The sequence below is a fragment of the Mycobacterium sp. 3-98 genome (genome assembly GCF_035918355.1).
Lineage (GTDB): Bacteria > Actinomycetota > Actinomycetes > Mycobacteriales > Mycobacteriaceae > Mycobacterium > Mycobacterium intracellulare.
In genome coordinates, this window is the sequence record NZ_CP142360.1 from 3,654,981 (window position 1) to 3,676,613 (window position 21,633).

Annotated in this window: 21 protein-coding genes and 1 pseudogene; 12 read left to right on the top strand and 10 right to left on the bottom strand. The window is 68.6% G+C overall.

Annotated elements, in window-relative coordinates; genetic code table 11:
• Positions 1–10 precede the first annotated feature (10 nt).
• Positions 11–445 carry a protease inhibitor I42 family protein gene (locus QGN30_RS17285; protein ID WP_020415603.1) on the bottom strand — a complete coding sequence of 145 codons (435 nt, stop codon included), beginning with the start codon at positions 443–445 and terminating at the stop codon, positions 11–13.
• Between the two features lie 147 nt (positions 446–592).
• Between QGN30_RS17285 and QGN30_RS17290 the strand changes: the two genes are divergently transcribed.
• The 6 genes from QGN30_RS17290 (at position 593) to QGN30_RS17315 (ending at position 7,906) form a co-directional block, all read left to right on the top strand.
• The gene (locus QGN30_RS17290; RefSeq protein ID WP_014379881.1) at positions 593–2,197 is read left to right on the top strand and encodes a Na+/H+ antiporter; all 1,605 of its coding nucleotides are present in this window, start codon (positions 593–595) and stop codon (positions 2,195–2,197) included.
• A 33-nt stretch (positions 2,198–2,230) separates the two neighbouring features.
• Positions 2,231–3,409, top strand: coding sequence for an AAA family ATPase (locus tag QGN30_RS17295; RefSeq protein ID WP_009952259.1), 1,179 nt, complete (start codon positions 2,231–2,233; stop codon positions 3,407–3,409).
• Positions 3,410–3,618: 209 nt separating this feature from the next.
• Positions 3,619–4,251, top strand: coding sequence for a TetR/AcrR family transcriptional regulator (locus QGN30_RS17300; protein ID WP_136245276.1), 633 nt, complete (start codon positions 3,619–3,621; stop codon positions 4,249–4,251).
• Positions 4,244–5,770, top strand: a complete 1,527-nt coding sequence (locus QGN30_RS17305; protein ID WP_009952262.1) for an FAD-dependent monooxygenase — start codon at positions 4,244–4,246, stop codon at positions 5,768–5,770. Before QGN30_RS17300 ends, QGN30_RS17305 begins: the two co-directional genes overlap by 8 nt.
• An 89-nt stretch (positions 5,771–5,859) precedes the next feature.
• A complete protein-coding gene (locus QGN30_RS17310; RefSeq protein ID WP_009952263.1) occupies positions 5,860–6,999 on the top strand; it encodes a glycosyltransferase in 1,140 nt (379 codons plus the stop codon).
• A gap of 58 nt (positions 7,000–7,057) precedes the next feature.
• On the top strand, positions 7,058–7,906 hold the full coding sequence (locus tag QGN30_RS17315; RefSeq protein WP_009952265.1) for a sulfurtransferase: 849 nt from the start codon (positions 7,058–7,060) through the stop codon (positions 7,904–7,906).
• 1 nt (position 7,907) lies between these two features.
• Here the strand turns inward: QGN30_RS17315 and QGN30_RS17320 are convergent, their stop codons facing one another.
• Positions 7,908–9,164 carry a cytochrome P450 gene (locus QGN30_RS17320; RefSeq protein ID WP_248923609.1) on the bottom strand — a complete coding sequence of 419 codons (1,257 nt, stop codon included), beginning with the start codon at positions 9,162–9,164 and terminating at the stop codon, positions 7,908–7,910.
• A complete protein-coding gene (locus tag QGN30_RS17325; protein WP_248923608.1) occupies positions 9,161–9,787 on the bottom strand; it encodes a TetR/AcrR family transcriptional regulator C-terminal domain-containing protein in 627 nt (208 codons plus the stop codon). Before QGN30_RS17325 ends, QGN30_RS17320 begins: the two co-directional genes overlap by 4 nt.
• An 81-nt stretch (positions 9,788–9,868) precedes the next feature.
• Here QGN30_RS17325 and QGN30_RS17330 point away from each other — a divergent pair, with 81 nt between their 5' ends.
• Together QGN30_RS17330 and QGN30_RS17335 are read left to right on the top strand one after the other, a co-directional pair.
• A complete protein-coding gene (locus QGN30_RS17330; protein WP_225331389.1) occupies positions 9,869–10,747 on the top strand; it encodes an LLM class F420-dependent oxidoreductase in 879 nt (292 codons plus the stop codon).
• A complete protein-coding gene (locus QGN30_RS17335; protein ID WP_038535906.1) occupies positions 10,747–11,475 on the top strand; it encodes a hypothetical protein in 729 nt (242 codons plus the stop codon). The genes QGN30_RS17330 and QGN30_RS17335 overlap by 1 nt, the downstream gene beginning before the upstream one ends.
• Here the strand turns inward: QGN30_RS17335 and QGN30_RS17340 are convergent, their stop codons facing one another.
• The 3 genes from QGN30_RS17340 to QGN30_RS17350 are packed head-to-tail and all read right to left on the bottom strand — an operon-like array spanning position 11,476 to position 13,743.
• Positions 11,476–11,889, bottom strand: coding sequence for an ArsI/CadI family heavy metal resistance metalloenzyme (locus QGN30_RS17340; protein ID WP_009952269.1), 414 nt, complete (start codon positions 11,887–11,889; stop codon positions 11,476–11,478).
• Between the two features lies 1 nt (position 11,890).
• On the bottom strand, positions 11,891–13,399 hold the full coding sequence (arsB, locus tag QGN30_RS17345; protein WP_009952270.1) for an ACR3 family arsenite efflux transporter: 1,509 nt from the start codon (positions 13,397–13,399) through the stop codon (positions 11,891–11,893).
• Positions 13,387–13,743: an ArsR/SmtB family transcription factor gene (locus QGN30_RS17350; protein ID WP_009952272.1), complete on the bottom strand. Its 357-nt coding sequence runs from the start codon at positions 13,741–13,743 to the stop codon at positions 13,387–13,389. The genes arsB and QGN30_RS17350 overlap by 13 nt, the downstream gene beginning before the upstream one ends.
• A gap of 74 nt (positions 13,744–13,817) precedes the next feature.
• On the opposite strand from QGN30_RS17350, the gene QGN30_RS17355 reads away from it, so the two are divergent.
• Both QGN30_RS17355 and QGN30_RS17360 read left to right on the top strand, forming a co-directional pair.
• Positions 13,818–14,330 carry a lipoprotein LpqH gene (locus tag QGN30_RS17355; RefSeq protein WP_014379878.1) on the top strand — a complete coding sequence of 171 codons (513 nt, stop codon included), beginning with the start codon at positions 13,818–13,820 and terminating at the stop codon, positions 14,328–14,330.
• A 44-nt stretch (positions 14,331–14,374) separates the two neighbouring features.
• Positions 14,375–15,364, top strand: a complete 990-nt coding sequence (locus tag QGN30_RS17360; protein WP_009952276.1) for an alpha/beta fold hydrolase — start codon at positions 14,375–14,377, stop codon at positions 15,362–15,364.
• Between the two features lie 12 nt (positions 15,365–15,376).
• On the opposite strand, the gene QGN30_RS17365 is transcribed toward QGN30_RS17360, so the two are convergent.
• Complete coding sequence (locus QGN30_RS17365) at positions 15,377–16,582, bottom strand: cytochrome P450 (protein ID WP_009952278.1); 1,206 nt, start codon at positions 16,580–16,582, stop codon at positions 15,377–15,379.
• A gap of 37 nt (positions 16,583–16,619) precedes the next feature.
• Positions 16,620–17,282, bottom strand: a complete 663-nt coding sequence (locus QGN30_RS17370; RefSeq protein ID WP_009952280.1) for a TetR/AcrR family transcriptional regulator — start codon at positions 17,280–17,282, stop codon at positions 16,620–16,622.
• A gap of 196 nt (positions 17,283–17,478) precedes the next feature.
• Between QGN30_RS17370 and QGN30_RS17375 the strand changes: the two genes are divergently transcribed.
• Together QGN30_RS17375 and QGN30_RS17380 are read left to right on the top strand one after the other, a co-directional pair.
• Positions 17,479–18,267 carry a spirocyclase AveC family protein gene (locus QGN30_RS17375; protein ID WP_009952281.1) on the top strand — a complete coding sequence of 263 codons (789 nt, stop codon included), beginning with the start codon at positions 17,479–17,481 and terminating at the stop codon, positions 18,265–18,267.
• Positions 18,268–18,343: 76 nt separating this feature from the next.
• Positions 18,344–19,455 (top strand): annotated as a pseudogene (locus QGN30_RS17380) (ABC transporter substrate-binding protein).
• 71 nt (positions 19,456–19,526) lie between these two features.
• Here QGN30_RS17380 and QGN30_RS17385 read toward each other — a convergent pair.
• Both QGN30_RS17385 and QGN30_RS17390 read right to left on the bottom strand, forming a co-directional pair.
• Positions 19,527–20,501 carry an LLM class flavin-dependent oxidoreductase gene (locus tag QGN30_RS17385; protein ID WP_038535903.1) on the bottom strand — a complete coding sequence of 325 codons (975 nt, stop codon included), beginning with the start codon at positions 20,499–20,501 and terminating at the stop codon, positions 19,527–19,529.
• A 45-nt stretch (positions 20,502–20,546) separates the two neighbouring features.
• Complete coding sequence (locus tag QGN30_RS17390) at positions 20,547–21,626, bottom strand: NAD(P)H-dependent amine dehydrogenase family protein (protein ID WP_225331391.1); 1,080 nt, start codon at positions 21,624–21,626, stop codon at positions 20,547–20,549.
• Between the last annotated feature and the right edge of the window lie 7 nt (positions 21,627–21,633).

The window sequence follows — 21,633 nt, forward strand, 5'->3', positions numbered from 1 at the left end:
CCACAAGGACTTATCGCACGGTCACGGTCAGCGTATAGACGCACCCCGGCTTGGCGTCCTTCTCCACAAAGCTGTTGTACGTCGCGACGATGGTGGTGGTCCCCGGCCTCATGGCCGCGAACGTCCACGTCTCGGTGCCCGGCGCCCCCAAGGCATCGGAGGCCGGCGGCACGAACTCGTGACTGAGCTGCCTGATGATCGCCGAGTCGCCGATCTTGGTGTCGGGCGTCCACCGGTAGGGCGTGGTGTAGTTCGAACCCAATTCCACGACCAGCGTGTTGCCGACGTCGAGGGTGATGCTCTGGTTGATCTCGCTCTGGGTCAGCACTTTGGTCATCGGGACCTGGAGGGTCTTGGTCGACGGCGGATTCCTGGACGCGAAGTGGCAGCCCACCACCGACGACAACATGAGCACGGCGACTGTTGCCAGCAGCCTCACCTTCACCAGATCCCCCTTCAATTCCGCTCCGGAGCCTATCGGTCTGATCCAGACCGAAGATAGGCGCCGACGCCATCGTGCGTGACCCGGCGGGCCGTCAGACGTCGGGCGGCCCGCGCAGCCACCGACCGTGTCATCCGGCAGGATGGGCTGGTGTTTGGCCTCGAACTGATCGTCGCCCTGGTGTCCACCGTCATCGTGGGGACGGTCATCGGGCGGCGCTATCGCGTGGGTCCCCCGGTGCTGCTCATCTTGATGGGCGTGCTGCTGGGTCTGGTCCCCCATTTCGGTCATGTGCGGGTCAACGGCGAAATCGTGTTGCTGCTGTTTCTTCCCGCGATCCTGTACTGGGAGGGCCTGAACACCAGCTTCCGCGAGATCCGGGCCAACGCGCGCATCATCGTGTTCCTCAGCGTCGCCCTGGTGATCGCGACCGCGGTCGCGGTGTCGTGGACGGCGCGGGCGCTGGGCATGAATCCGCACGCGGCGGGCGTCCTGGGCGCGGTGCTCTCGCCCACCGACGCGGCCGCGGTCGCCGGCCTCGCGAAGAAGCTGCCACGCCGGGCGCTGACCGTGCTGAAGGCCGAGAGTCTTATCAATGACGGCACCGCCCTGGTCTTGTTCGCCGTCAGCGTCCACGTCGCGATCGGCGGGGCCGCGATCAGCCCACCCGAGGTGACGGCCCGGTTCATCGGCTCCTACCTCGGCGGCATCGCCGCCGGACTGCTCGTCGGCGGCGCGGTCACGCTGCTGCGCAAGCGAATCGACGCGCCCCAGGAGGAGGGGGCGCTGAGCCTGGTGACGCCGTTCGCGGCGTTCTTGCTCGCGCAATCGATGGAGTGCAGCGGGGTGGTCGCGGTGATGGTCTCCGCGCTCGTCCTGGCCTACGCCGGACCCGTGGTCATCCGGGCCCGCTCGCGACTGCAATCCTCGGCCTTCTGGGACATCGCGACCTTCCTGCTCAACGGCTCGCTCTGGGTGTTCGTCGGCGTCCAGATCCCCGGCGCGCTGCGCGGCATCGCCGGCGTCGACGGCGGAATTCGCCACGCGTTGTTCGTCGCGCTGGTGGTCACCGCCGTCGTGATCGTGTCGCGCATCTTCTGGGGCGAGATCACCACGCTGCTGATCCGGCTGATCGACCGGCGTCAGGTCCAACGCGAACGTCGGGTCAACTGGCGCCAGCGCTTCGTCACCGTCTGGGCGGGGTTCCGTGGGGCCGTATCGCTGGCCGCCGCGGTCGCCGTGCCGATGACGACGCTGAGCGGCGCGCCCTTCCCGGACCGCAGCCTGTTGATCTTCATCGTGACCGTCGTCATCTTGGTGACCGTCCTGGTCCAGGGCAGCACCCTGCCGGCCGTGGTCCGATGGGCGAAAATGCCCGAGGACGCCACCCACGCCGAGGAACTGCAACTGGCTCGTTGTCGGGGGTCCCAGGCCGCGCTCGCCGCGCTGCCGACGGTCGCCGACGAGGTCGGCATCAGCGACGACCTGCGCCGGCGGCTGCAAACCGAATACGAGGAAAAGGCCGCGCTGGTGCTGGCCACCGAGGACGGGTCGACCGACCACCGCATCCTCAAGGGCCGCGAGAAGGTCCGCCAGGTGCGCCTGGGCGTGCTCGAGCACAAGCGCCGGGAAATCACCGCGCTGCGCAACCAAAATCTCATCGACGACATCGTGCTGCGCGAGCTGCAGAACGAGATGGATCTCGAGGAGGTACAGCTCCTCGCCGCCGCGGCCGACGAGGACGAGGGCGACTAGGGCCAGTCGGTGGCCGACCGTACAGTCGGCCGCATGCTGCAGACCGTCGCGATCCGCGGATATCGCTCGCTGCGCGAGGTGATCCTGCCGCTGGGCCGGCTGTCGGTGATCACCGGCGCCAACGGATCCGGCAAGTCGTCGCTGTATCGCGCGCTGCGGCTGCTGGCCGACTGCGGGCGCGGCGAGGTGATCGGGTCGCTCGCCCGAGAGGGCGGGCTGCAGTCGGTGCTGTGGGCCGGCCCCGAGCAGGTGGCCGGGACCCGACGCACCGGCAAGACCGAGGGCACGGTGCGCACCCGGCCCGTGTCGCTCGAAATGGGCTTCGCCGCGGACGATTTCGGATATCTGGTGGACCTGGGCATCCCGCAGTCCGCCGGAAAGTCGGTGTTCGCCCGCGATCCGGAGATCAAACGGGAAGTGTTGTTCGCCGGCCCGGTGCTGCGGCCAAGTACGACGCTGGTGCGCCGGTCGCGGGTGTTCGCCGAGGCCCGCGCGGACTCGGGCGGCGGTTTCGACGAGCTGTCGCGATCGCTGCCGTCGTATCACAGCGTGCTGGCCGAATACGCCCACCCGCACGCGCTTCCCGAGCTCGCGGCCGTGCGAGAACGGCTGCGCGGGTGGCGGTTCTACGACGGCTTCCGCGTCGACGGCGGGGCGCCCGCGCGGCACCCGCAGGTCGGCACCCGCACCCCGGTGCTCTCCGACGACGGCAGCGACCTCGCGGCCGCGATCCAGACCATCCTCGAAGCGGGGTTCGACGATCTGGGCCGCGCCGTCGCCGAGGCGTTCGACGGCGCCACCCTCTCGGTGGCCATCCACGACGGGCTGTTCGACCTTCAGCTGCGACAGCGCGGCATGCTGCGCGCGTTGCGCGCCGCCGAGTTATCCGATGGCACACTGCGTTTCCTGCTGTGGGCCGCCGCGCTGCTGAGCCCGCAACCGCCCTCGCTGATGGTGCTCAACGAGCCGGAGACCTCGCTGCACCCGGACCTGGTGGCGCCGCTGGCGTCGCTGATCCGTACCACCGCCGCCAAGACCCAGGTTGTGGTGGTCACGCATTCGCGCGTCCTGCTGGAATTTCTGGACGCGGCGCCGATGGCCGAAGGCTCCGACGGTGCCATCGAGATCGAGCTGTACAAGGACTGGGGTGAAACGCGCATCGGCGGCCAGACCCTGATCACGACCCCGCGGTGGGATTGGGGCGCGCGCTAAGCGCGCTTGGCTTGGCGTGCTCTCTCTGCGGCGTTCGCCCCGTCTTCGCGCCGAGTGTGAATCCTGGGCGTTGCGGGTTAAACCTGGGCGGGCTTCACCGGCGTGTCGCCGCCGTGGCTTCACTCCGAAAGCCCTCAGTGCACACTCGACGAAAAACTGCCTACCGGGCAATATTGCCTACTGGGCATCTTTTGCGTACGGTGGCCGCTATGTCCGGACTGCGCGAACGCAAAAAGGCCGACACCCGGCGCGCGCTCAGCGATGCCGCGCTGCGCCTTGCTTTCGAGCGCGGGCTGGACAACGTGACGCGCGAAGACGTCGCCAACATGGCGGGCGTCTCACTGCGCACGTTCAACAACTACTTCAGCGGCAAATACGAGGCGCTGGCCTACCGGCAAGCCGAACGCCTGCGTCGCAGCGTCGCATTGCTCCGGGAGCGTCCCGCCGACGAGCCGCTCTGGACGGCGATCGCCCACGCCGTGCTGGAGCCCTTGGAGGACGACTTCGGCGACGTCTACGGCGACGAGAACCGGGCACCCAGCCGCCGGGAACTCGTCGAGGTGCGAAAGCTGCTCATGCAGCCGCAAGTTCGAAACTCGGTGCCGCAGAACCTGTTCGACGAGTTCCTCAGCGTAGTCGCCGAACGCACCGGCACCGACCCGAAGCATGACCTGTACCCCCGACTGGTCATGTCCGTCGTGCGGGCCGTCGGCGACGCCGCGGCCGACGCCTATGCATGGGCCGACCCCCCGGTGGCGATCACCACGTTGATCCGCTCGGGCTTCGCCGCCGTCGAGGCGGGGCTACCGGAACCCACCAGAAAGAAGGCAGCCCATGGCTGACGAACACGCCGACGTCGTCGTCGCCGGCGCCGGCCCCAACGGGCTGATGCTGGCCTGCGAGCTGGCGCTGGCCGGCATCAGGCCCGTCGTGCTGGACGCCCTGCCCGGCCCCAGCCCCGAGCCGAAGGCCAACGGCCTTGTCGGACAGGTCGTTCGGATGCTCGACATGCGCGGGATGTATCGGGACTTCACCGGTGACGAGTGCCCACCGCGGCCCAGCCCGGGATGGATGTTCGCGGCGATGCCGCTGATCTTCCCCGAGGGCCGCGACAACCCGATGTACGCGATGCTCATGCCCCAGCCCCGGCTCGTGCGGCTGCTGGAGAAGCGCGCCCGCGACCTCGGCGTGGATGTGCGCTGGGGCCACGAACTCGTCGGGATCGTGCCGGGGGCCGAGTCCGTCGCGCTGAGCGTCGCGTCGCAAGAACGCGACTACGCCATCGCCGCCGGTTACGCGGTCGGCGCGGACGGCGGGCGCAGCCTGGTGCGCAAGTCCCTGGGCATCGACTTTCCCGGCACCACCTCACCGATGGTCGCTCGGCTGGCCCACGTGCACATTCCCGACCAGTACCGCCGCCCGGAGATCGCCAGCATCGAGGTTCCGGGATTCGGTCCGCTTCGCTTCGGGCACAGCCGCTTCGACCGGGGCGGAATGATCTATGCCGAATTCGAGCCGGGCCGCGCGCTGCTCGGGACCATCGAATTCGGCCCGCCGGTGGACGAGGTGCCGATGAGTCTGGCCGAGTTGCGCGAGAGCGCACGCCGGGTGCTGGGTGTCGACGTTCCGTTCGAGGAGCCGAAAGGCCCCGGGCCCCACGCGCTTCGGCGCATCAACGGACAAAACACCCGGCATGCCGAACGCTACCGCGTCGGCCGCGTCCTGCTGCTCGGCGACGCCGCGCACGTGCACAGCGCGATGGGCGGCCCGGGCCTGAACCTGGGGTTGCAGGACACCATGAACCTGGGCTGGAAGCTGGCCGCCGAGATCAACGGAACGGCGCCGGCCGGACTGCTCGACACCTACCAGTCCGAGCGCCATCCGGTCGGCCAGCGCGTCATGATGCACTCGCTGTCCCAGATCGCGCTGATGGCGCCGGGACCCGAAGTCGCCGCGCTGCGAACGCTGTTGGGCGAGCTGTTCACCTTCCCGGACGCACAAAGGCACATGGCGGCGCTGCTGGCGGGCTCCGACGTGCGCTACGACGTGGGCGACGAGCACCCGCTGTCGGGCCACTTGGTGCCCGACCTGAGTCTCGATGACGGCCGACGGGTGGCCGACGTACTCCACGATGGCCGTCCGGTCGTGCTCGACCTCGGCGGCGCCGTCGCGAACGCGGCGCAAGGCTGGGCCGCGCGGGTCGACGTCGTCACCGCAAGTACCGCCAAGCGCCCCGCCGCGGCGATGTTGATTCGGCCGGACGGCTATGTGGCCTGGGCGGCCGACGAATTCGGCAGCACTCACCAAGAGGCGCTGCGCGCGGCGTTGCGGCGCTGGTTCGGGCCGCCGGCCAACGGATAGCGGCACCCGCGAGCGAAATTCATACAGTGTTCAGGCGCGCGTCGGTTCGGCATTGATGTGCGCACACGCGCACCGCGTGTCCTCGCGTTATGCGCGTTGTACAGGTCGCCAATTTCTACGGCCCTCGCTCCGGCGGCCTTCGCACCGCGATCGACCGGCTGGGCGCCGAATACTGCGCGGGCGGTCACGAGGTCTTCTTGATCGTTCCCGGACGGCGCGCCGGGCACGTCCAGCTCTACACCGGCGTGGTCCGAATCACCCTGCCCGCCAGGCTGATTCCCTTCACCGGCGGCTACCGCGCGGTGATGCCGGGTCCCGTCAAGGCCCTCCTGGCGGCGTTGCGGCCCGACGCGCTGGAGGTGTCGGACCGGCTCACGCTGCGATCGCTGGGCCGGTGGGGCCGCGACCACGGTGTCACCACGCTGATGATCTCCCATGAGCGCCTGGATCGCCTTGTGGGCCAGGTGCTTCCGCGCCGGGCCGCGCGGAAGTTCGCCGATGTGGCCAACGCACGCACCGCCGCGAACTACGACACCGTGGTGTGCACCACCGCTTTCGCCCGCGAGGAGTTCGACCGGATCGACGCCGGCAATACCGTCACAATCCCGCTGGGCGTGGATCTGCAGACGTTCCATCCGAGCCGCCACTCGCATCTGGTGCGCCGGCGCTGGGCGGCGCCGACGCAGCTGCTGCTGGTCCATTGCGGTCGGCTCTCGGTGGAAAAACGTGTCGACCGCAGCATCGACGCGCTCGGCGCCTTGCGCCACGCGGGCGTCGACGCGCGGCTCGTGGTCGTGGGCGAGGGCCCGTTGCGGTCCCGGCTGCAGCGCCAGGCCGCGCGCCTACCGATCGACTTCACCGGTTTCGTCTCCGATCGCGAGGTCGTGGCGCAGCTGCTGGCCTCGGCCGACGTGACGCTGGCCCCGGGCCCGCATGAGACCTTCGGGCTGGCCGCGCTGGAGTCGCTGGCGTGCGGAACACCGGCCGTGGTCTCTCGCACGTCCGCGCTGACCGAGATCATCACGCCCGACAGCGGCGCGGCGGCCGACAACGACCCGGCCGCCATCGCGGCCGCGGTCAGCTCCATCGTGGGCCGACCCGAACACCAGCGCCGCGTCGCCGCGCGGCGCCGCGCCGAGGATTTCACCTGGCACCGGGCGGCGGCCGGGATGCTCGCGTCGATGGGCGCGCCCACCTCTACCGGCGGCGCCTCCGAACGGACCGCATAGCCGCTCACACCGTGCCATTCGCCTGGCTAGTCTCGATGCAGACGACAAGGAGGGGCCAGTGCAAGCACGCGATCGGGTGTTGATCAGCGCCACCGAGTTAGCCGGCGTCATCGACGCCGGCGATCCGGTGAGCGTCCTGGACGTGCGGTGGAGGATCGACGAAACCGACGGGCGCGCGGCGTACCTGGAGGGGCACATACCGGGCGCGGTGTACGTCTCGCTCGAGGACGAACTCAGCGACCACTCGATTTCCGGGCGGGGCCGTCACCCCCTGCCGTCGGGCCGCGACCTGGAGGTCGCCGCGCGCCGCTGGGGAGTCCGGCAGGACGCGCTGGTGGTGACCTACGACGACTGGAATCGGGCCGGTTCCGCGCGCGCATGGTGGGTGCTGACCGCGGCCGGACTGGACAACGTCCGCATCCTCGACGGCGGTTTGGCCGCGTGGCGCGCGGCCGGCTACCGCCTCGAGACCGGCCCCGTCGAACCGGCGCCCGGCAATGTGGCTGTGCCGCACGATGATCTGTATGCCGGAAGCCTTCCGACTCTGACGGTCGAGCGGGTGGCCGAGGGCTCGGTGCCGCTACTCGATGCGCGAGCGCCGGAGCGCTACCGCGGCGACGTGGAACCCCTCGACGCCGCCGCGGGCCACATTCCCGGCGCCAAGAACCTTCCCAGTGTCGCCGTCTTGGCGGCCGACGGCACCTTCCTCGACGACGACTCGGTCGCCCGATTGTTGTGCGATCAAGGGATCGAGCGTCACGACACGGTGGGGGCCTACTGCGGCTCGGGCGTCACCGCCACGGTCGCGATCGCGGCGCTCGCCGCGCTGGGCCGAGAGGCCGCCTTGTATCCCGGGTCGTGGTCGGAGTGGAGTTCGGATCCGTCCCGCCCGGTGGAACGCGGCTGAATCACGTTGTGCACGGCAGTCTTTTGATGCCGTGGAAGAACGACGAGCGCAGCCGGTCCGGCGGTCCGGTGACGGCCAGGCCGGGCACGTTCGCATAGAGTTCTTCGAGCATGACGCGCAGTTCGAGCCGGGCCAGTTGTGCGCCGAGGCAGAAGTGCACTCCCCCGCCCCCGAACGCGGCGTGGCCGGCGTCGGGGCGGGTGACGTCGAACTGGTCCGGCCGGTCGAAGACCTCCTCGTCGCGGTTGGCGGACAGGTAGTGCATCAGCACCCAGTCGCCGGAAGGGATTCGCTGCCCGCGGATCTCGACGTCGCGGACCACGGTGCGCCGGAAGTGCATCACCGGGGTCGCCCAGCGCAACAGCTCTTCCACCGCGGGCTTGATCGCCGCGGGATCGCGGGCGAGCAGCGCTTGTTGCTCGGGGCGCTCGGCGAGCGCCAAGATGCCGTGGCTCAGCGTGTTGCGGGTCGTTTCGTTGCCGGCGATGGCCAGCAGTAGGAAGAACTCGTTGAGTTGGTCGCGGTTGAGCTTTTCGCCGTCGACCTCCGCGGCGAGCAGCGCCGACAAGATGTCGTCGGTGAGGCCGTGCTTGCGGCGATGCTCCACCAATTCCCCGCAGTAGGCGAACATTTCGGCCGCGGCCTGGCCCAGTGCTTCCGGCGTGGGGGCGTAGTCGGGATCTTCGATGCCCAGGCTTCCGATGGCGTTGCTCCAGCGGAAGACATCCATCCGGTCCTCGGCCGGAACGCCGAGGACGTCGGCGATCACCTGCAGCGACATCTCGGCGGAAATGTCTGTCACGGCGTCGAATTCGCGCTTGTCGGTGATGGCGGCGACGATGCCGCGCGCCACCTGCCGCATTTTCGGCTCCAGCCGCTGCGCGTTGCGGACGGTGAAGCCCTGGTTGATCAGCTTGCGGAAGTGGACGTGACGGGGCGGATCGATGCCGGGCAGCATCGCCGAGTTCGGCCCGGCCTCGGCCTCCACCAGTGTGTTGCCCTTGCTGCTGGTGAAGGTGTCGGTGTCGCGGCTGACCAGGCGCACGTCGGCGTGTTTGGTCAACAGCCACGCCCTGGGCAGCCCGGGCAGTTGCACCGGGTGCACCGGCGAGGCGGCGCGCAGCCGCGTCATCGCGTCGTACGGTGCGCCGGTGACGAAGGTGTCGGGGTCCAGCACGGCGGCCGCGTCGCGGTCGGCGGCGGTGTCCAGGTTCTGCGGGACCAGGGATTTCACCAGCGTGGGTTTGGCAATGCTCACGACCGCGCCGATCCGTCCGGTCGCGAGGCCCCGATCCCGGCGATGATCACCTCGAGGCCGGCGCGAAAGTGGTTGGCGGCCTGGCGCTTGCCGCGGTGGGCGGGCCGCGTCTCCTGCAGGCTCACCGAACCCAGCAGGTAGGTGTACAGCACCGAGTGGGCCGCCGCCGCAACCGGTTTGGTGAGGCCCGCCTCGGCGAGCAACATACGGCTGAGCTTGTCGAGCCGACGGGCGGAGTCGCCTCCGCCGCCCGCTTGCAGGACACCCGCGATGCCCGGCACCGACAGGATCACTTCACGGGCCGCGCAATAGAGTTCGGCCAGCCGGGTGTCCCAGGACCCGGTCTCGACGACGGGGATCTCGGCCAGCACGGATTCGGCGAGCAGGTCCAGGGCCGCCTGCTTGCCCGGCACGTGGTAGTAGACCGAGGGCACTGCGGAGCCGAGTTCGGCGGCCAGCTCGCGCATCGTCACGCCCTGCACGCCGACGCGGCGGGCCAGGTCGCGCAGCGAGGTCACCACGCGGGCGCGGTCGAGTTCGCCATAGGGCCGGCGCACCGCGGCCGTCATCTGCGGCACCCGCTCACCCACGGCGGCGGTTCGACTCCCGCCAGATTCGAGCACTGTTAGAATCTACCCCCGCATGAATCATCCTGGGAAGACCACGTTATGCATCCCCGTCGACGCCGGAGGATGCCTGCACCGATGAGCGGTCATGCCAAACTGTCGGTCGCCACCCCGGTGGTGACGATGTTCCCCCACAGCAGCGGCGACTGGGAGAAGGACGCCACCATCGAGGACCTGGCGCGGATCGCCGAGGCCGCCGACGGGCTCGGCTACCACCACCTGACCTGCAGCGAGCACGTCGCCCTGCCAGCGACCGAGACGGGCCGCCGCGGCACCCGCTACTGGGACCCGCTGGCGACCTTCGGCTACCTGGCCGCGCACACGCGACGAATTCGGTTGGCCACCAACGTGCTGGTGCTCGGCTACCACCATCCGCTCGAGATCGCCAAACGCTACGGCACCCTGGACCGGATCAGCGGCGGCAGGCTGATCCTCGGGGTCGGCGTCGGCAGCCTCAAAGAAGAATTCGACCTGCTCGGCGCGCCCTACGACGACCGCGGCCGGCGCGCCGACGACGCGCTGCGGGCCCTGCGCGCCGCGCTGTCAACGCCCGAACCCGAATACCACGGCGAGTTCTACTCCTTCGCCGGCATGGTCGTCGACCCGTGCGCGGTCCAAGACCGCGTCCCCCTCTGGATCGGTGGGCAAACGCTGCTCTCACTGCGCCGGGCCGCAACGCTGGCCGACGGCTGGGCGCCGTTCAACGTGAGCCTGCGCCAGGCGCGAGACTGGCTGAGCCGCTTCGACCTCGGCCCTGGTTTCGACGTCATCCTGCCCACGCCCTCGCCGCTGGACCCGATCGGTGCACCGGAACGGACCCGCGATCTCGTGGCCGAAACCGCCGCGCACGGCGCCACCATTGTCAGCGCCGTGTTCCGGCACACCTCGCTGCCCCATTACCTGGAGAACCTGCAGGCCCTCGCCGAACTTCATCCCCCGTCCGGCGGTGCCACGTAATGCGCGTCAAGGCAGGCATCTTCAGCCTCACCGCCGCGGCGCCGCCCGACGATGACGGCAGCTACCTGCGTTGGCACCTGCTGGATCACATGCCCGAGCAATTTCAGCTGCCGGGCATCGTGCATGGATTGCGCTGGATCGCCGACGGCGACTACGCCGACCATCGCCTGGCCGCCCACGGACCGTTGGGCGACATCGGCAACGCGGTGCACTATTTGGTCACCGACCCGGTCGAAGAGACCTTCGACGAGTTCGTCACCCTCGGCCGCGCGTTGCGTGACAACGGCCGCTTTCCCGTCGTGCGGCCGTCGCTGCAAGTGGCCGGCTTGCGCCTGCTGCAGTGGCGGTCCTCGCCGCGCGCGCTGATCTCGCCCGAGGTGGTGCCGTTTCGGCCGCACCGCGGCATCGTGCTGATCGTCGAGGAACCCAGCGACGGCCGCCCGGACGAATGGCTGCAATGGCTGCACGCCGAGCACTATCCGGCGCTGCTCGCCACCCCGGGTACGGCCGGCGCGTGGACATTCGGGTCCAGCGCCGGGTGGAGCCACTTGCCCCGGGGGTGGCGCACCGACCACCAGTACATCAGCGTCGTCTATCTCGACGAGGATCCGCTCGCCACCGTCGAAGTCTTGGCTCCGCTCATCGAAGAACGTTGGCGCTCAACGGCTGTGCGGCCGGTGTTCGCCGGGCCGCTGCGCAGCATGATCGCCTGGGAGGCCTGGCCGTAGCTACGAGGCGCAGCAGGTGGACTGCGATTCGTCGGCCGGCCCGAACGTCTCGGAATCGGCCTTGACCGTGTAGATCTCCCAGCGTTCACCGCCCGGGCCGCTCACCCACACCTTGTCCTGGGTGGCGTAGCAACAGGTCGAGTCGATCTCTTCGTCGGTGAGCAGACCCGCCTGCGCGAGCCGGCTGTTTTCGGTGAGCACGGCGTCGCTGGTGGGAACCTCGACGCCGAGATGGTTGAGGGTCCCGCCCTGGCCGGCGGTTTCCAGCAGCACCAGTTTGAGCGGCGGGTCGGCGACGACGAAGTTCGCGTAGCCGGGTTTGACCTTGGCCGGCTCCACGTCAAAGAGTCTGGTGTAGAACGTGATCGCCTCGTCGAGGTTGTCGACGTTGAGAGCGAGTTGGATGCGCGACATATCACTGTCCTTTCGTGGCGGGCACATCGATCGTCATCGTGATCCCGAGCAGCTCCCGGATGAGGGCATAGACATGCTCGGCGATGTCCTCGCGGATTTCCCGCACCGTCTCGACCGGCTGACCGGCGGGGTCGCGCAGGGGCCAATCGCGGTACGAGACGCCCGGGAAGAACGGGCAGGTATCACCGCAGCCCATGGTGATGACGACGTCGCTCGTCCGCACCACGTCGGCGTCGAGTGCTTTCGGGACGTCGGTGATATCGATGCCCCATTCGGCCATCGCGGCCACCGCCGCGGGATTGATCTGATCGGCGGGTTCCGTTCCGGCGGAACGGACGTCGATGCGGTCGCCGGCCAGGTGGCGCAGCAGCGCGGCGGCCATCTGGGAACGACCGGCGTTATGCACGCAGACGAACAGGACGCTGGGCCTGTCGGCGCTCGACCGCGAACCGTCGGCCGCACCAAAGAGCCGGGGCCGCAAGGCCAGGGAAACGTAAACCAATGCGACCAGGATCGGCACTTCGATCAGGGGTCCCACGACGCCGGCCAGCGCCTGACCCGAGGCGGCGCCGTAGGTCGCGATCGCCACGGCTATCGCGAGCTCGAAGTTGTTGCCGGCGGCGGTGAACGCCAGGGTGGTGGTGCGCGCATAGCCGAGCCGCAGCAGCACCCCCAGCGCGTATCCGCCGGCCCACATGATCGCGAAGTACGCCAGCAGCGGCAGCGCGATCCGGGCGACATCCCAAGGACGGGACGTGATTTGGTGGCCTTGCAGCGCGAAGAGGATGACGATGGTGAACAGCAACCCATACAACGCCCAGGGCCCGATCCGGGGCAGGAAGCGATTTTCGTACCAGCCGCGGCCCCTGGCGCGTTCGCCGAGGTGGCGCGACAGGTACCCGGCCAGCAGGGGCAGCCCGAGGAAGATGAGCACCGATTTGGCTATCTGCCAAGCGGATACGTCGATGCCGGTCGTGCTCAGTCCCAGCCACCCCGGGAGCACGGACAGATAGAACCAGCCCAGGGCGGCGAACATGACGACCTGGAAGATCGAATTCAGCGCGACCAGGACCGCCGCGGCCTCGCGGTCCCCGCGGGCGAGGTCGTTCCAGATGATGACCATGGCGATGCAACGCGCCAGCCCCACGATGATCAGCCCGGTGCGGTACTCCGGTAGATCCGGCAGCAGGAGCCAGGCCAGCGCGAACATGACGGCGGGTCCGACCAACCAGTTCAACGCCAGCGACGTCGCCATCAGTTTGCGGTCCGCGGTCACGGTATCGAGCTGGTCGTACCGAACTTTGGCCAGGACCGGATACATCATCACCAGCAGCCCGATCGCGATGGGCAGCGAGATCCCGTCCACCTGAACTGCGCTCACCGCCCCTCCCAGGCCCGGGACAAGCCGGCCCAGCAGCAGGCCGGCGACCATCGCCATTGCGATCCATCCGGGCAGGAATCGATCCAGCGTCGAAAGCCGCGCGCTCACCGCCTCGTTCATGAGCCGCATCCCGCGCCCGACAGGGCGTCGACGTGCAACACCGATGAAAGCTGTTGTAGCGCTTCGGGAACCACCCAGTAGTACACCCACGTGCCGCGCCGTTCGCAATCCAAGAGCCCCGCCGACCGCAGCGTTTTCAGGTGATGGGAGATCGTCGGCTGCGACACGTCGAACGTCGGGGAGATCTCGCAAACACAGGCCTGACCGCCCGGGTGGCTGGCGACCAGGCTCAACAGCCGCAACCGCACCGGATCGCTGAGCGCCTTGAACATCGCCGCCAGTTCCGCGGCCTGCGGCTCGGCCAGCGCGGCCGCCCCCAGCGCCGGGCAACACGCCGTGGTTTGATTCGACATGCATCTATATAAACGCATATCTAATCAGAAGGCAAGGTTCTATAGTCCTCATGACCGTCTAGCGGAGGACCGATATGACACACCCTCGGCCGTGGATCGTTCGTGCGGGTTCCGCGCTCGGCGCGCTGGCGCTGGGGGCGAGCCTGCCGGCCTGTTCGGGCAAGGAGAGTGACCCGGCGAGTCCCCCCAGTTCGACACCGGCATTGACGAGCACGACCGTGATGATCGATGGGAACAAGCACACGCTCATCGCCGCGGTCGACTGCACGAGCTCGGCGGCCCAGCCGAATGCGTCGCCGCCGGAATCGGGGGATCTCACGACCCGCATCAGCGTGCACGACGACGCGGCGTCGGTGTCGCTGGCCGTCTCGGACGAACGGCCCCCCACCGTCGACGGGTTCGCGATTTCACTCAAGCTGCCCAACGGCCAATATCAGCTGCCCTATCAGGGCACCAATTCGCCGACGCAGGTGCAGGCGACCAAGGACGGCAAGGGCTACACGATCACCGGAACGGGCCAGGCGACCACGCCCGGGCAAAGCGGCGTGCGCGACGTGAGGTTCGGGATCCACGTGACGTGCCCCTAGCCGCCGTGGTTGTCTGCCGCGGCCCCCTCTGAGAGGCTGACAGCTTGGACATCTTCGCGCAGTGGCAAAACGGCGGCACCGAACTTCGTTGGCGGTCGACCACCGCGGCCAACGAGGCCCGAGAAGTCACGATCTTCAGCCGCCGTTGCGGCACGCCCGGCGCGCCCGCGCTGGTGCTGGTGCACGGCTTTCCGACGTCGAGCATCGACTACTTCGCCCTGGCGGCCGAACTGCGCGCGGAGTTCGACATCTACCTGCTCGACTTTCCCGGCTACGGCCTGTCCGCCAAACCGCCCGAGCCGTATGTGTACTCGCTGTACGACGACGCGCGGCTGCTGGTCTACGCCATCACCGAGGCGTGGCAGCTCACCGACTACCGCATGCTCACCCACGACCGCGGCAGCAGCGTGGGGATGATCGCGCTGGGCATGCTGGCGGCCCTTGATCCGCCGTCGCTGCCCGCCGACCTGATCGTGACGAATGCCAATATCTACCTTCCCCTTTCGAACCTCACCGCGTTCCAGACCGCGCTGCTCGATCCCGGGACCGGGCGCGCCACCGCGGCGGCGACGACGCCGGAGATGCTGGCGGCCGGTTTGGGCGCCAGCACGTTCATGCCGCGGCGGACATTGGACGATCCGGAGATCGCCGCGCTGGCCAAGTGTTTTGCCCACAATGACGGAATCCGCGTGCTGCCCGATACCATTCAATACCTCCACGAGCGCGCCGCCGACGAAACCGGTTGGCTGGAGGCGCTTTCCACCAGCGAAGTCAACACCACGGTGGTGTGGGGCCTCCACGACAACGTGGCCCCGTTGCGGGTTCCCAACCACGTCTGGCAGACCTATCTGAAGAACAAGCCGGGCCGCAATCGCTACTGGGTGGTGCCGGGCGCCGACCATTATCTCCAGTGCGACGCCCCAGGACAGCTCGCGCAGATCGTGCGCCTCACCGCCGAAGGCGGGGACATCCCGCTGCAGACGCTGGGAAACCGGCCCGACGGCGCGGTGTTGGTGGACCGGAGTGAGCCCTAGCGGTGCCGCGGCTCAGCGAGTGGCCACCGGCAGGCGCGCCCATCCGCGCACGCTCGCGGTGTGCGCACGCTCGGCGTTGGCGTAGTCGACCTCCCAGTCCGGCCAGCGCTTGAGCACCTCCTCGAAGGCCACCCGCGCCTCCATCCGGGCCAGCGCCGAGCCCAGGCAGAAGTGCAGGCCCTGCCCGAAGCTGAGGTGGCCGCCCGCCTGCCGGTGGATGTCGTAGCGGTCCGGATCGGCGAACCGCCGGGGGTCGCGGTTGGCGGAACCGTTGAGCAGCAACATGAATGAACCCTCGGGGACGACGCGGCCGTACTGCTCGGCGTCCTGGGCCACGTAGCGCGCCTGCACCGGCGACGGGGGTTCGAAGCGCAGCGTCTCCTCGATCGCCCCGGGAATGAGGGACGGGTCGGCGACGAGCTCGCGGCGCTGCTCGGGATGGTCCGACAGCAGCTGTCCCATGAAACCGATGAGCCGGGCGGTCGTCTCGTTGCCGGCGCCGGCGATCATGGCGGTGTAGGCCAGCACCTCGGTGCGCGACAGCGGGCGCCGGGTGCCGTCGGGCTCGTCGATCTCGGCCCGCAGCAGCTCGGTCATCAGGTCGTCGGAGGGATGACTGGCCCGCCACTCGATGTACTCGGCGAACAGGGCAATGGAGTTCGCGAAGATGTTCGCGTCGACCGCGGCCGGGTCGCTGTCCGTGGACAGTTCGATGTTGGCGACGCTGCGGTCGCGGATCTTTTCCTGGTCGGCCTCGGGGATGCCCAACAGGTAGCCGATGGTCCGCATCGGCATCATCGCCCCGAGGTCGGCGATGAAGTCGAAGCCGCCGGCGCCGACGAGCGGGTCAAGCTCGCGGACGCAGAACCCACGCACCAGGTCTTCGACGGCCAGCATGCGCCGGGGCGTGAAAACACGCGAGAGCAGGCGGCGGTGCAGGTCGTGCAGCGGGGGGTCTTCGAACAGCAGAATGCCGGGCGGCACTTCGATATTGGCGAACAGGATGTCGGCGGTGGTGCCCCGGCCGGATCGGTAGGTCTGCCAGTTGGGCAGTTCGCGCGCCACGTCTTCGTAGCGGCTCAGCGCGTAGAAGTTGTACTTCTCGTTGTAATACAGCGGCGCTTCTTCGCGCATCCGCTTCCACACCGGATAGGGGTCGTCGTCGATGACGGAGTCGAAGGGGTCGTAGTACAACTCGATCGCGCTGGTGTCTGTCATGAACCAATTCCTCTGAGTAGAGCGGTCTTTCGAAAGCTCAGCCGTTCCTGTGCAGGAAGCCGTGCAAGATGGCCTGGATGAGTTCGTCGACGATGGTCTCCCTCGACGGCGGCTCGGTCCCGAAGTAGGTCGACCGCAACGCCGCCATGCCGGCGATCATCGCGACCGTCGAGTGGGCGGGCAGGTCGGGATGGTCCGAGCGCAGCCCGCGCAGGTGCATGCCCTCGGCGCTGATCTGCCCGAGCGCCGTGACGGCCTGCCGGATCTCGGCGATGCCGGCGTCGGCCTTTTCCTCCTCGGACAGCGCCTCGGATGCCATCAGGGTCAACAGCAGGCCCTGATGCTCGACGAACACGTCGTAGAGCTGCCCGACGAACCGGCGCGCCAACTCCTCCTCGTCGGTCTCCTCCGGGACGACCGACTGCCAGGTCTGGCGGAACTCCTCGACGAAATCGGTGAAGGGCAGGACGAGCGCCTCACGGAACAACGCCGCCTTGGAGCCGAAGTGGCGAAACAACAGATGCTCGGTAACGCCTGCGGCCTGGGCGATTTCGCGCGTCGTCGTGCTGCGGTAGTCCTGGCGGGCGAAGCGGGCCCGGGCGGTGTCGAGCAGCAGCTTGCGCGGGGCGCCGCGGGGCCGGCGCACCGAGGCCGACGCCTCCGCCGCGCCGCGTTTCGTGCCGGACGACCGCTGGGCCACGTCACTGCCTCCTCACCCGATGGTTGACTCCCTTTAGGATAGTAGGCACTATCTAATCAGTCGAGCTCGAATCGGAAGGGATTGCGACTGTGGGCGCTGTCATCATGCTGGGCACGCTGTTCGGCTTGATCGTTGTGATCTTCGGGCTGGTGCTGCGCTTCGACCCGCAGGCACGCCGGAGTCAAGGGGCCGACCGGTGAGCTCCCAGATGACGCCGGTGATGCAGGCGGCCAGCGATTTCGCGCTCGTCGGCGGCATCACGTTCACCGCCCTCGGGATCTATCTGAGCGTGCGCCAGCGGCGCGTGCACCCCCTTCTGCTGCTGTGCATCTCGGCGATGTCGTTCTCGTGGATCGAGGCCCCCTACGACTGGGCGATGTACGCGCAGTTCCCGCCGGCCATCCCCCGGATGCCGTCGTGGTGGCCGCTGGACATGACGTGGGGCGGGCTGCCGCTGTTCGTTCCCGTCGGCTACATCTCCTACTTCGTGTTGCCGGCCGTGACCGGCGCGGCCCTGGGCCGATGGGTGGCGGCCAGGTTCAACTGGCGCAGACCACAGACGCTGTTGGTGGTCGGTCTGATCGTCGGCTTCTGCTGGGCACTGTTCTTCAACGGGTTCCTGGGCGCCAAGCTCGGCGTGTTCTACTACGGCCGCGTGATTCCCGGGCTCGCGATCCGCGAGGGGACCCTGCACCAGTACCCGCTCTACGACTCGCTGGCGATGGGCATCCAGATGATGCTCTTCACCTACCTGCTGGGCCGGACCGACGACCAGGGACGCAACGTCATCGAGATGTGGGCGCAGAACAGGTCGAAGAACCGCGTCACCACCTCGATCCTGTCCGTCGTCGCCGTGATCGTCATCGGAAACGTCCTCTACGGCGCTGTTTTCGCGCCCCACCTGGCAACCAAGCTGGGCGGCTGGGTGACCACCGAGCCGCCGGCGGGCGAGCTGTTCCCGGGCGTCCCGAACCAACCGCGCTAGCGACGAACGTGGAGTTGTGGCGCGGAATCGCGACCATTTCGCGCAACAACTCCACGCTCGGCACCAAGGAGTTCAGATGAGCTACGAAAGCAAGGCCGAGCCGATCAAAATCGGCTACCTGATGGACTTTCGGCTGCCCGAGGGCTTTCCCACAACGTATTTCGAGGACCTGACGCAGCCGTTCGACCTGGTCTTCGGCAAGGGCGTCGAGCAGGGGCTGATCGATCGCCCGATCGAGATCGTCTACCGCGAGGTGGAGGGGTTGCCTAAGGGATCGGTCAAAGCGGTCATCGACGCCTACGGCGAATTGTGCGACGTGGGCTGCCTGGCCGTCTTCGGCCCCAACATCGGCGACAACGCGATCCCGACGCGAGAGGCCATCGAGGAGCGCTTCAAGGTTCCCTGCATCAGCGTCACCGGGTCCGACGTCGCGCTCGGCGAATGGTTCTTCGCGTTCCCGATGGGCTCGCACACCGACGAGCCGATCTTCTGGTCCGACCTGCTGGCCAAGGGCGGCCACACCGAGATCGGCGTGCTCGTCGAGCAATCCCTGGTCGGCGAGGCCTACCTGAAGAACCTCCGTGATGCCTGCCGCCGCAAGGACATTCGCATCGTCGCCGAGGCGCCCATCGCGCAGACCGCTGGGGACGTGACGGCCGCCGTGCGGTCGCTGCACGAGGCGAAGGCCCAGGCCATCGTGCACTGCGGGTTCGGCTTCGGGATCGTGTTCGTCAACCCGGCGCTCGACGCGCTGGGTTGGGATCCGCCCCGGTTCTGCGGGACCGCCTTCCAGAACGCGTGGCTCAACCCGGTGATGTGGAACGCGTTCATGGGCTGGACCGGGGTCGACCAGTACGACGAGGGCAACGTCGTCGGGCAGAAATTCCTGGACGAATACCAGCAGGCCTTCGGGCGGCGCCCGGAATGGTGTGTGCCGGTGGTGAATCGCGACGTGGCGTTCACCCTGTTGCGGGCGCTCGCGGACGCGCACCCGTTGAGCCCGCGGGGGTCAAGGAGGCGCTCGAGCGCGTCAAGATGATGCCGGCCGCGTCCGGCGCCCCGGGAACGCGGGTGTCGTTCGGCAACTGGTCGCGGCGCGCCTGGGTGGGGGCGGGGTACCTGGTGGCGCGGCGGCGAGACGCCGACGGCGTCAATTCACACCTGGTCGATCGCTTCGGCGAGGAGTAGCCGCCGAGCGTCGAGTTGTTGCGCGAAATCGCGAACATTTCACGCAACAACTCCACGTTCGGCACGAAAAATTACGACAGGGCCTCCGGGAGCACGACCTCGCCCACCCGCTTGAGATAGGGCCACGCGATGTCCGGTGGCAACCCGCCGCACAGCGGCGACAGGTTGAGCACCTGCCCGGCCTTCACCCACGAAACCGCCTCGGGAACAGAGATAATCACGTGTGACGTTCCGGTCTCGCGTAGCTCGTCGACGGTGTTCACGTGCGAGAAGCCGGCCGTCGTCTCGTCGCCGGGGTTCCACGCGGCGTAGGTCCGCACGTCGTGCAGCAGGTGGTCGCCGATCTCTTTCCACGCCCGATCGACGTCGTCGGCGACGAACACGACCGACGGGGTGTTGCGGTCGGGAAACATGGTGGGGCCCGGCGTGTGGCCGTGCTCGCGGCAGGCCTCCTCATAGGCCTCCCGGATGCCCGGGGCGTTGGCGTTGCCCACCATGCCCAGGCCGTACCTGCCGGCCCGGCGGGCCGCCGCCAACGTTCCCCCACCCCACATCAGCCCCGGGCCGCCGGGGGTCAGCGGGCGCGGCGTCACGGTGATCCGCCGCCCGTCCTCGATCACGGTTTCACCGGCGAGCAGTCGCCGCAGCAGCGCGAGTTTCTCGTCGCAGACGCGACCGCGCTTCTTGATCGGCACGCCGAAGTGCTCGAACTCCTCGGGCCGGTAGCCCAGGGCCAGGATGTACGACGCCCGACCATTGCTGATGATGTCCAGCACCGCCATGTCCTCGGCGAGGCGCACGGTCTCGTAGAACGGCAGGATCAGGATCAGGCTCAGCGCCAGGCGCTGCGTGCGCGCCGCCACCGCCGAGGCCAGCAAGAACGGTGACGGCAAATACCCGTCCTCGGAGCCGTGGTGCTCACACAGCACGGCGGCAAGACCGCCGTGCTCCTCGGCCCAGGCCGACATTTCGGGCGCCGCGGCGTACAGATCGGTTGGGGCCGCGGCCCATTCGGGATCGCGCATGTCGAAGCGCAGTGTGTACACGGCAAACTCCTAGGTGGCCTAATCTTGGTGATGCACGTTACACCTTCAGTCGAAGGCGTAAAGCGGCAGCGTCATCGGAATGTCCAGCGAGCTCAGCAGGCCGGCGGGTGCGGTGACCACATACGGGAGCGCGTTGACCACCCGCATCGCCGTCGACGCCATGGCGGCGTGCCCCGCGCCGTGGCCTTCGGCCTCCCCCATCCTCATCTCGCAGTGGACGTCGGGATCGCCGTCGATGTCGACCCGATAGGTGGCGTCGGACTCCGAGGTCGGCCAATCGGGCGCGACGTCGCGGGCCATCCGGATGACGTGTTCGATCACGATTGCCTCGCGACCGTTCACCACGCCCGCCGCCCGGGTCCGCACGGCGCCGCAGGTGCCCGCCTTGATGGTGCCGAATGCCACCTCGATGTCGCGGTCGGCCAACCGTCGGTCCAGGGAGCCACGCACCTCTTCCACCTCGACCCCCAGGCCGCCGGCGATCAGGTATATCGGTGCCTGCCAAGCCATTTCGATGAAGCCGGGCGTGGCGAGCATCGGCTGGAACTCCAGCGGGTGGCCGAATCCCATCCCGTTCATCATCACGTCGGCCACCGGGTAGTGGTCGTTGAGCGCGACCTCGCTGGCCGTGATGGTCCGGATGCGCTTCGACTGCGTCGTCATCAGCAGCGCGAGCTGATCGGAGGCGAAGCCGGGAAAGATGCCCGACGCGTAGAACGAGGCGCCGCCTGCGGTGGCCGCCGCCTCGAGCCGGTCGCGCCAGTCCGGGGCGAAATACGACGGCGGATGCACCAGGCTGGTCGACGACGTCGACACGACGTTGATGCCGGCCTTGAGCAGCCGCAGATAATCGGGCACCGCCGCCCCGTCGCGCTCGGGACCGCTGGCCGCATACACCACGCAGTCCGGCTTGCACGCGATCAGGGCCTCGGCGTCGTCGGTGGCCGCCACCCCGAGCGGGTCGCCGCCGGACAGATCCCCCGCGTCCCGGCCGACCTTGTCCGCCGAATGTACCCATACCCCAACGAGTTCCAGGTCCGGGCGCCGGCGGACGGCGTCGATCGCGACCTTGCCGACGCCGCCGGTGGACCACACGACGACACGCAGGGGCTGTTGGATCGACACCGGTGCT

Bases quoted from the DNA above. Each gene is read 5' to 3' on its own strand.
- QGN30_RS17340 (WP_009952269.1), bottom strand. From the start codon at position 11,889: ATGTCGCGCATCCAACTCGCTCTCAACGTCGACAACCTCGACGAGGCG.
- QGN30_RS17305 (WP_009952262.1), top strand. From the start codon at position 4,244: ATGGCTGACGAACACGCCGACGTCGTCGTCGCCGGCGCCGGCCCCAAC.
- QGN30_RS17310 (WP_009952263.1), top strand. From the start codon at position 5,860: ATGCGCGTTGTACAGGTCGCCAATTTCTACGGCCCTCGCTCCGGCGGC.
- arsB (WP_009952270.1), bottom strand. From the start codon at position 13,399: ATGCGGCTCATGAACGAGGCGGTGAGCGCGCGGCTTTCGACGCTGGAT.
- QGN30_RS17295 (WP_009952259.1), top strand. From the start codon at position 2,231: ATGCTGCAGACCGTCGCGATCCGCGGATATCGCTCGCTGCGCGAGGTG.
- QGN30_RS17365 (WP_009952278.1), bottom strand. From the start codon at position 16,582: ATGACAGACACCAGCGCGATCGAGTTGTACTACGACCCCTTCGACTCC.
- QGN30_RS17350 (WP_009952272.1), bottom strand. From the start codon at position 13,743: ATGTCGAATCAAACCACGGCGTGTTGCCCGGCGCTGGGGGCGGCCGCG.
- QGN30_RS17355 (WP_014379878.1), top strand. From the start codon at position 13,818: ATGACACACCCTCGGCCGTGGATCGTTCGTGCGGGTTCCGCGCTCGGC.
- QGN30_RS17330 (WP_225331389.1), top strand. From the start codon at position 9,869: ATGAGCGGTCATGCCAAACTGTCGGTCGCCACCCCGGTGGTGACGATG.
- QGN30_RS17300 (WP_136245276.1), top strand. From the start codon at position 3,619: ATGTCCGGACTGCGCGAACGCAAAAAGGCCGACACCCGGCGCGCGCTC.
- QGN30_RS17335 (WP_038535906.1), top strand. From the start codon at position 10,747: ATGCGCGTCAAGGCAGGCATCTTCAGCCTCACCGCCGCGGCGCCGCCC.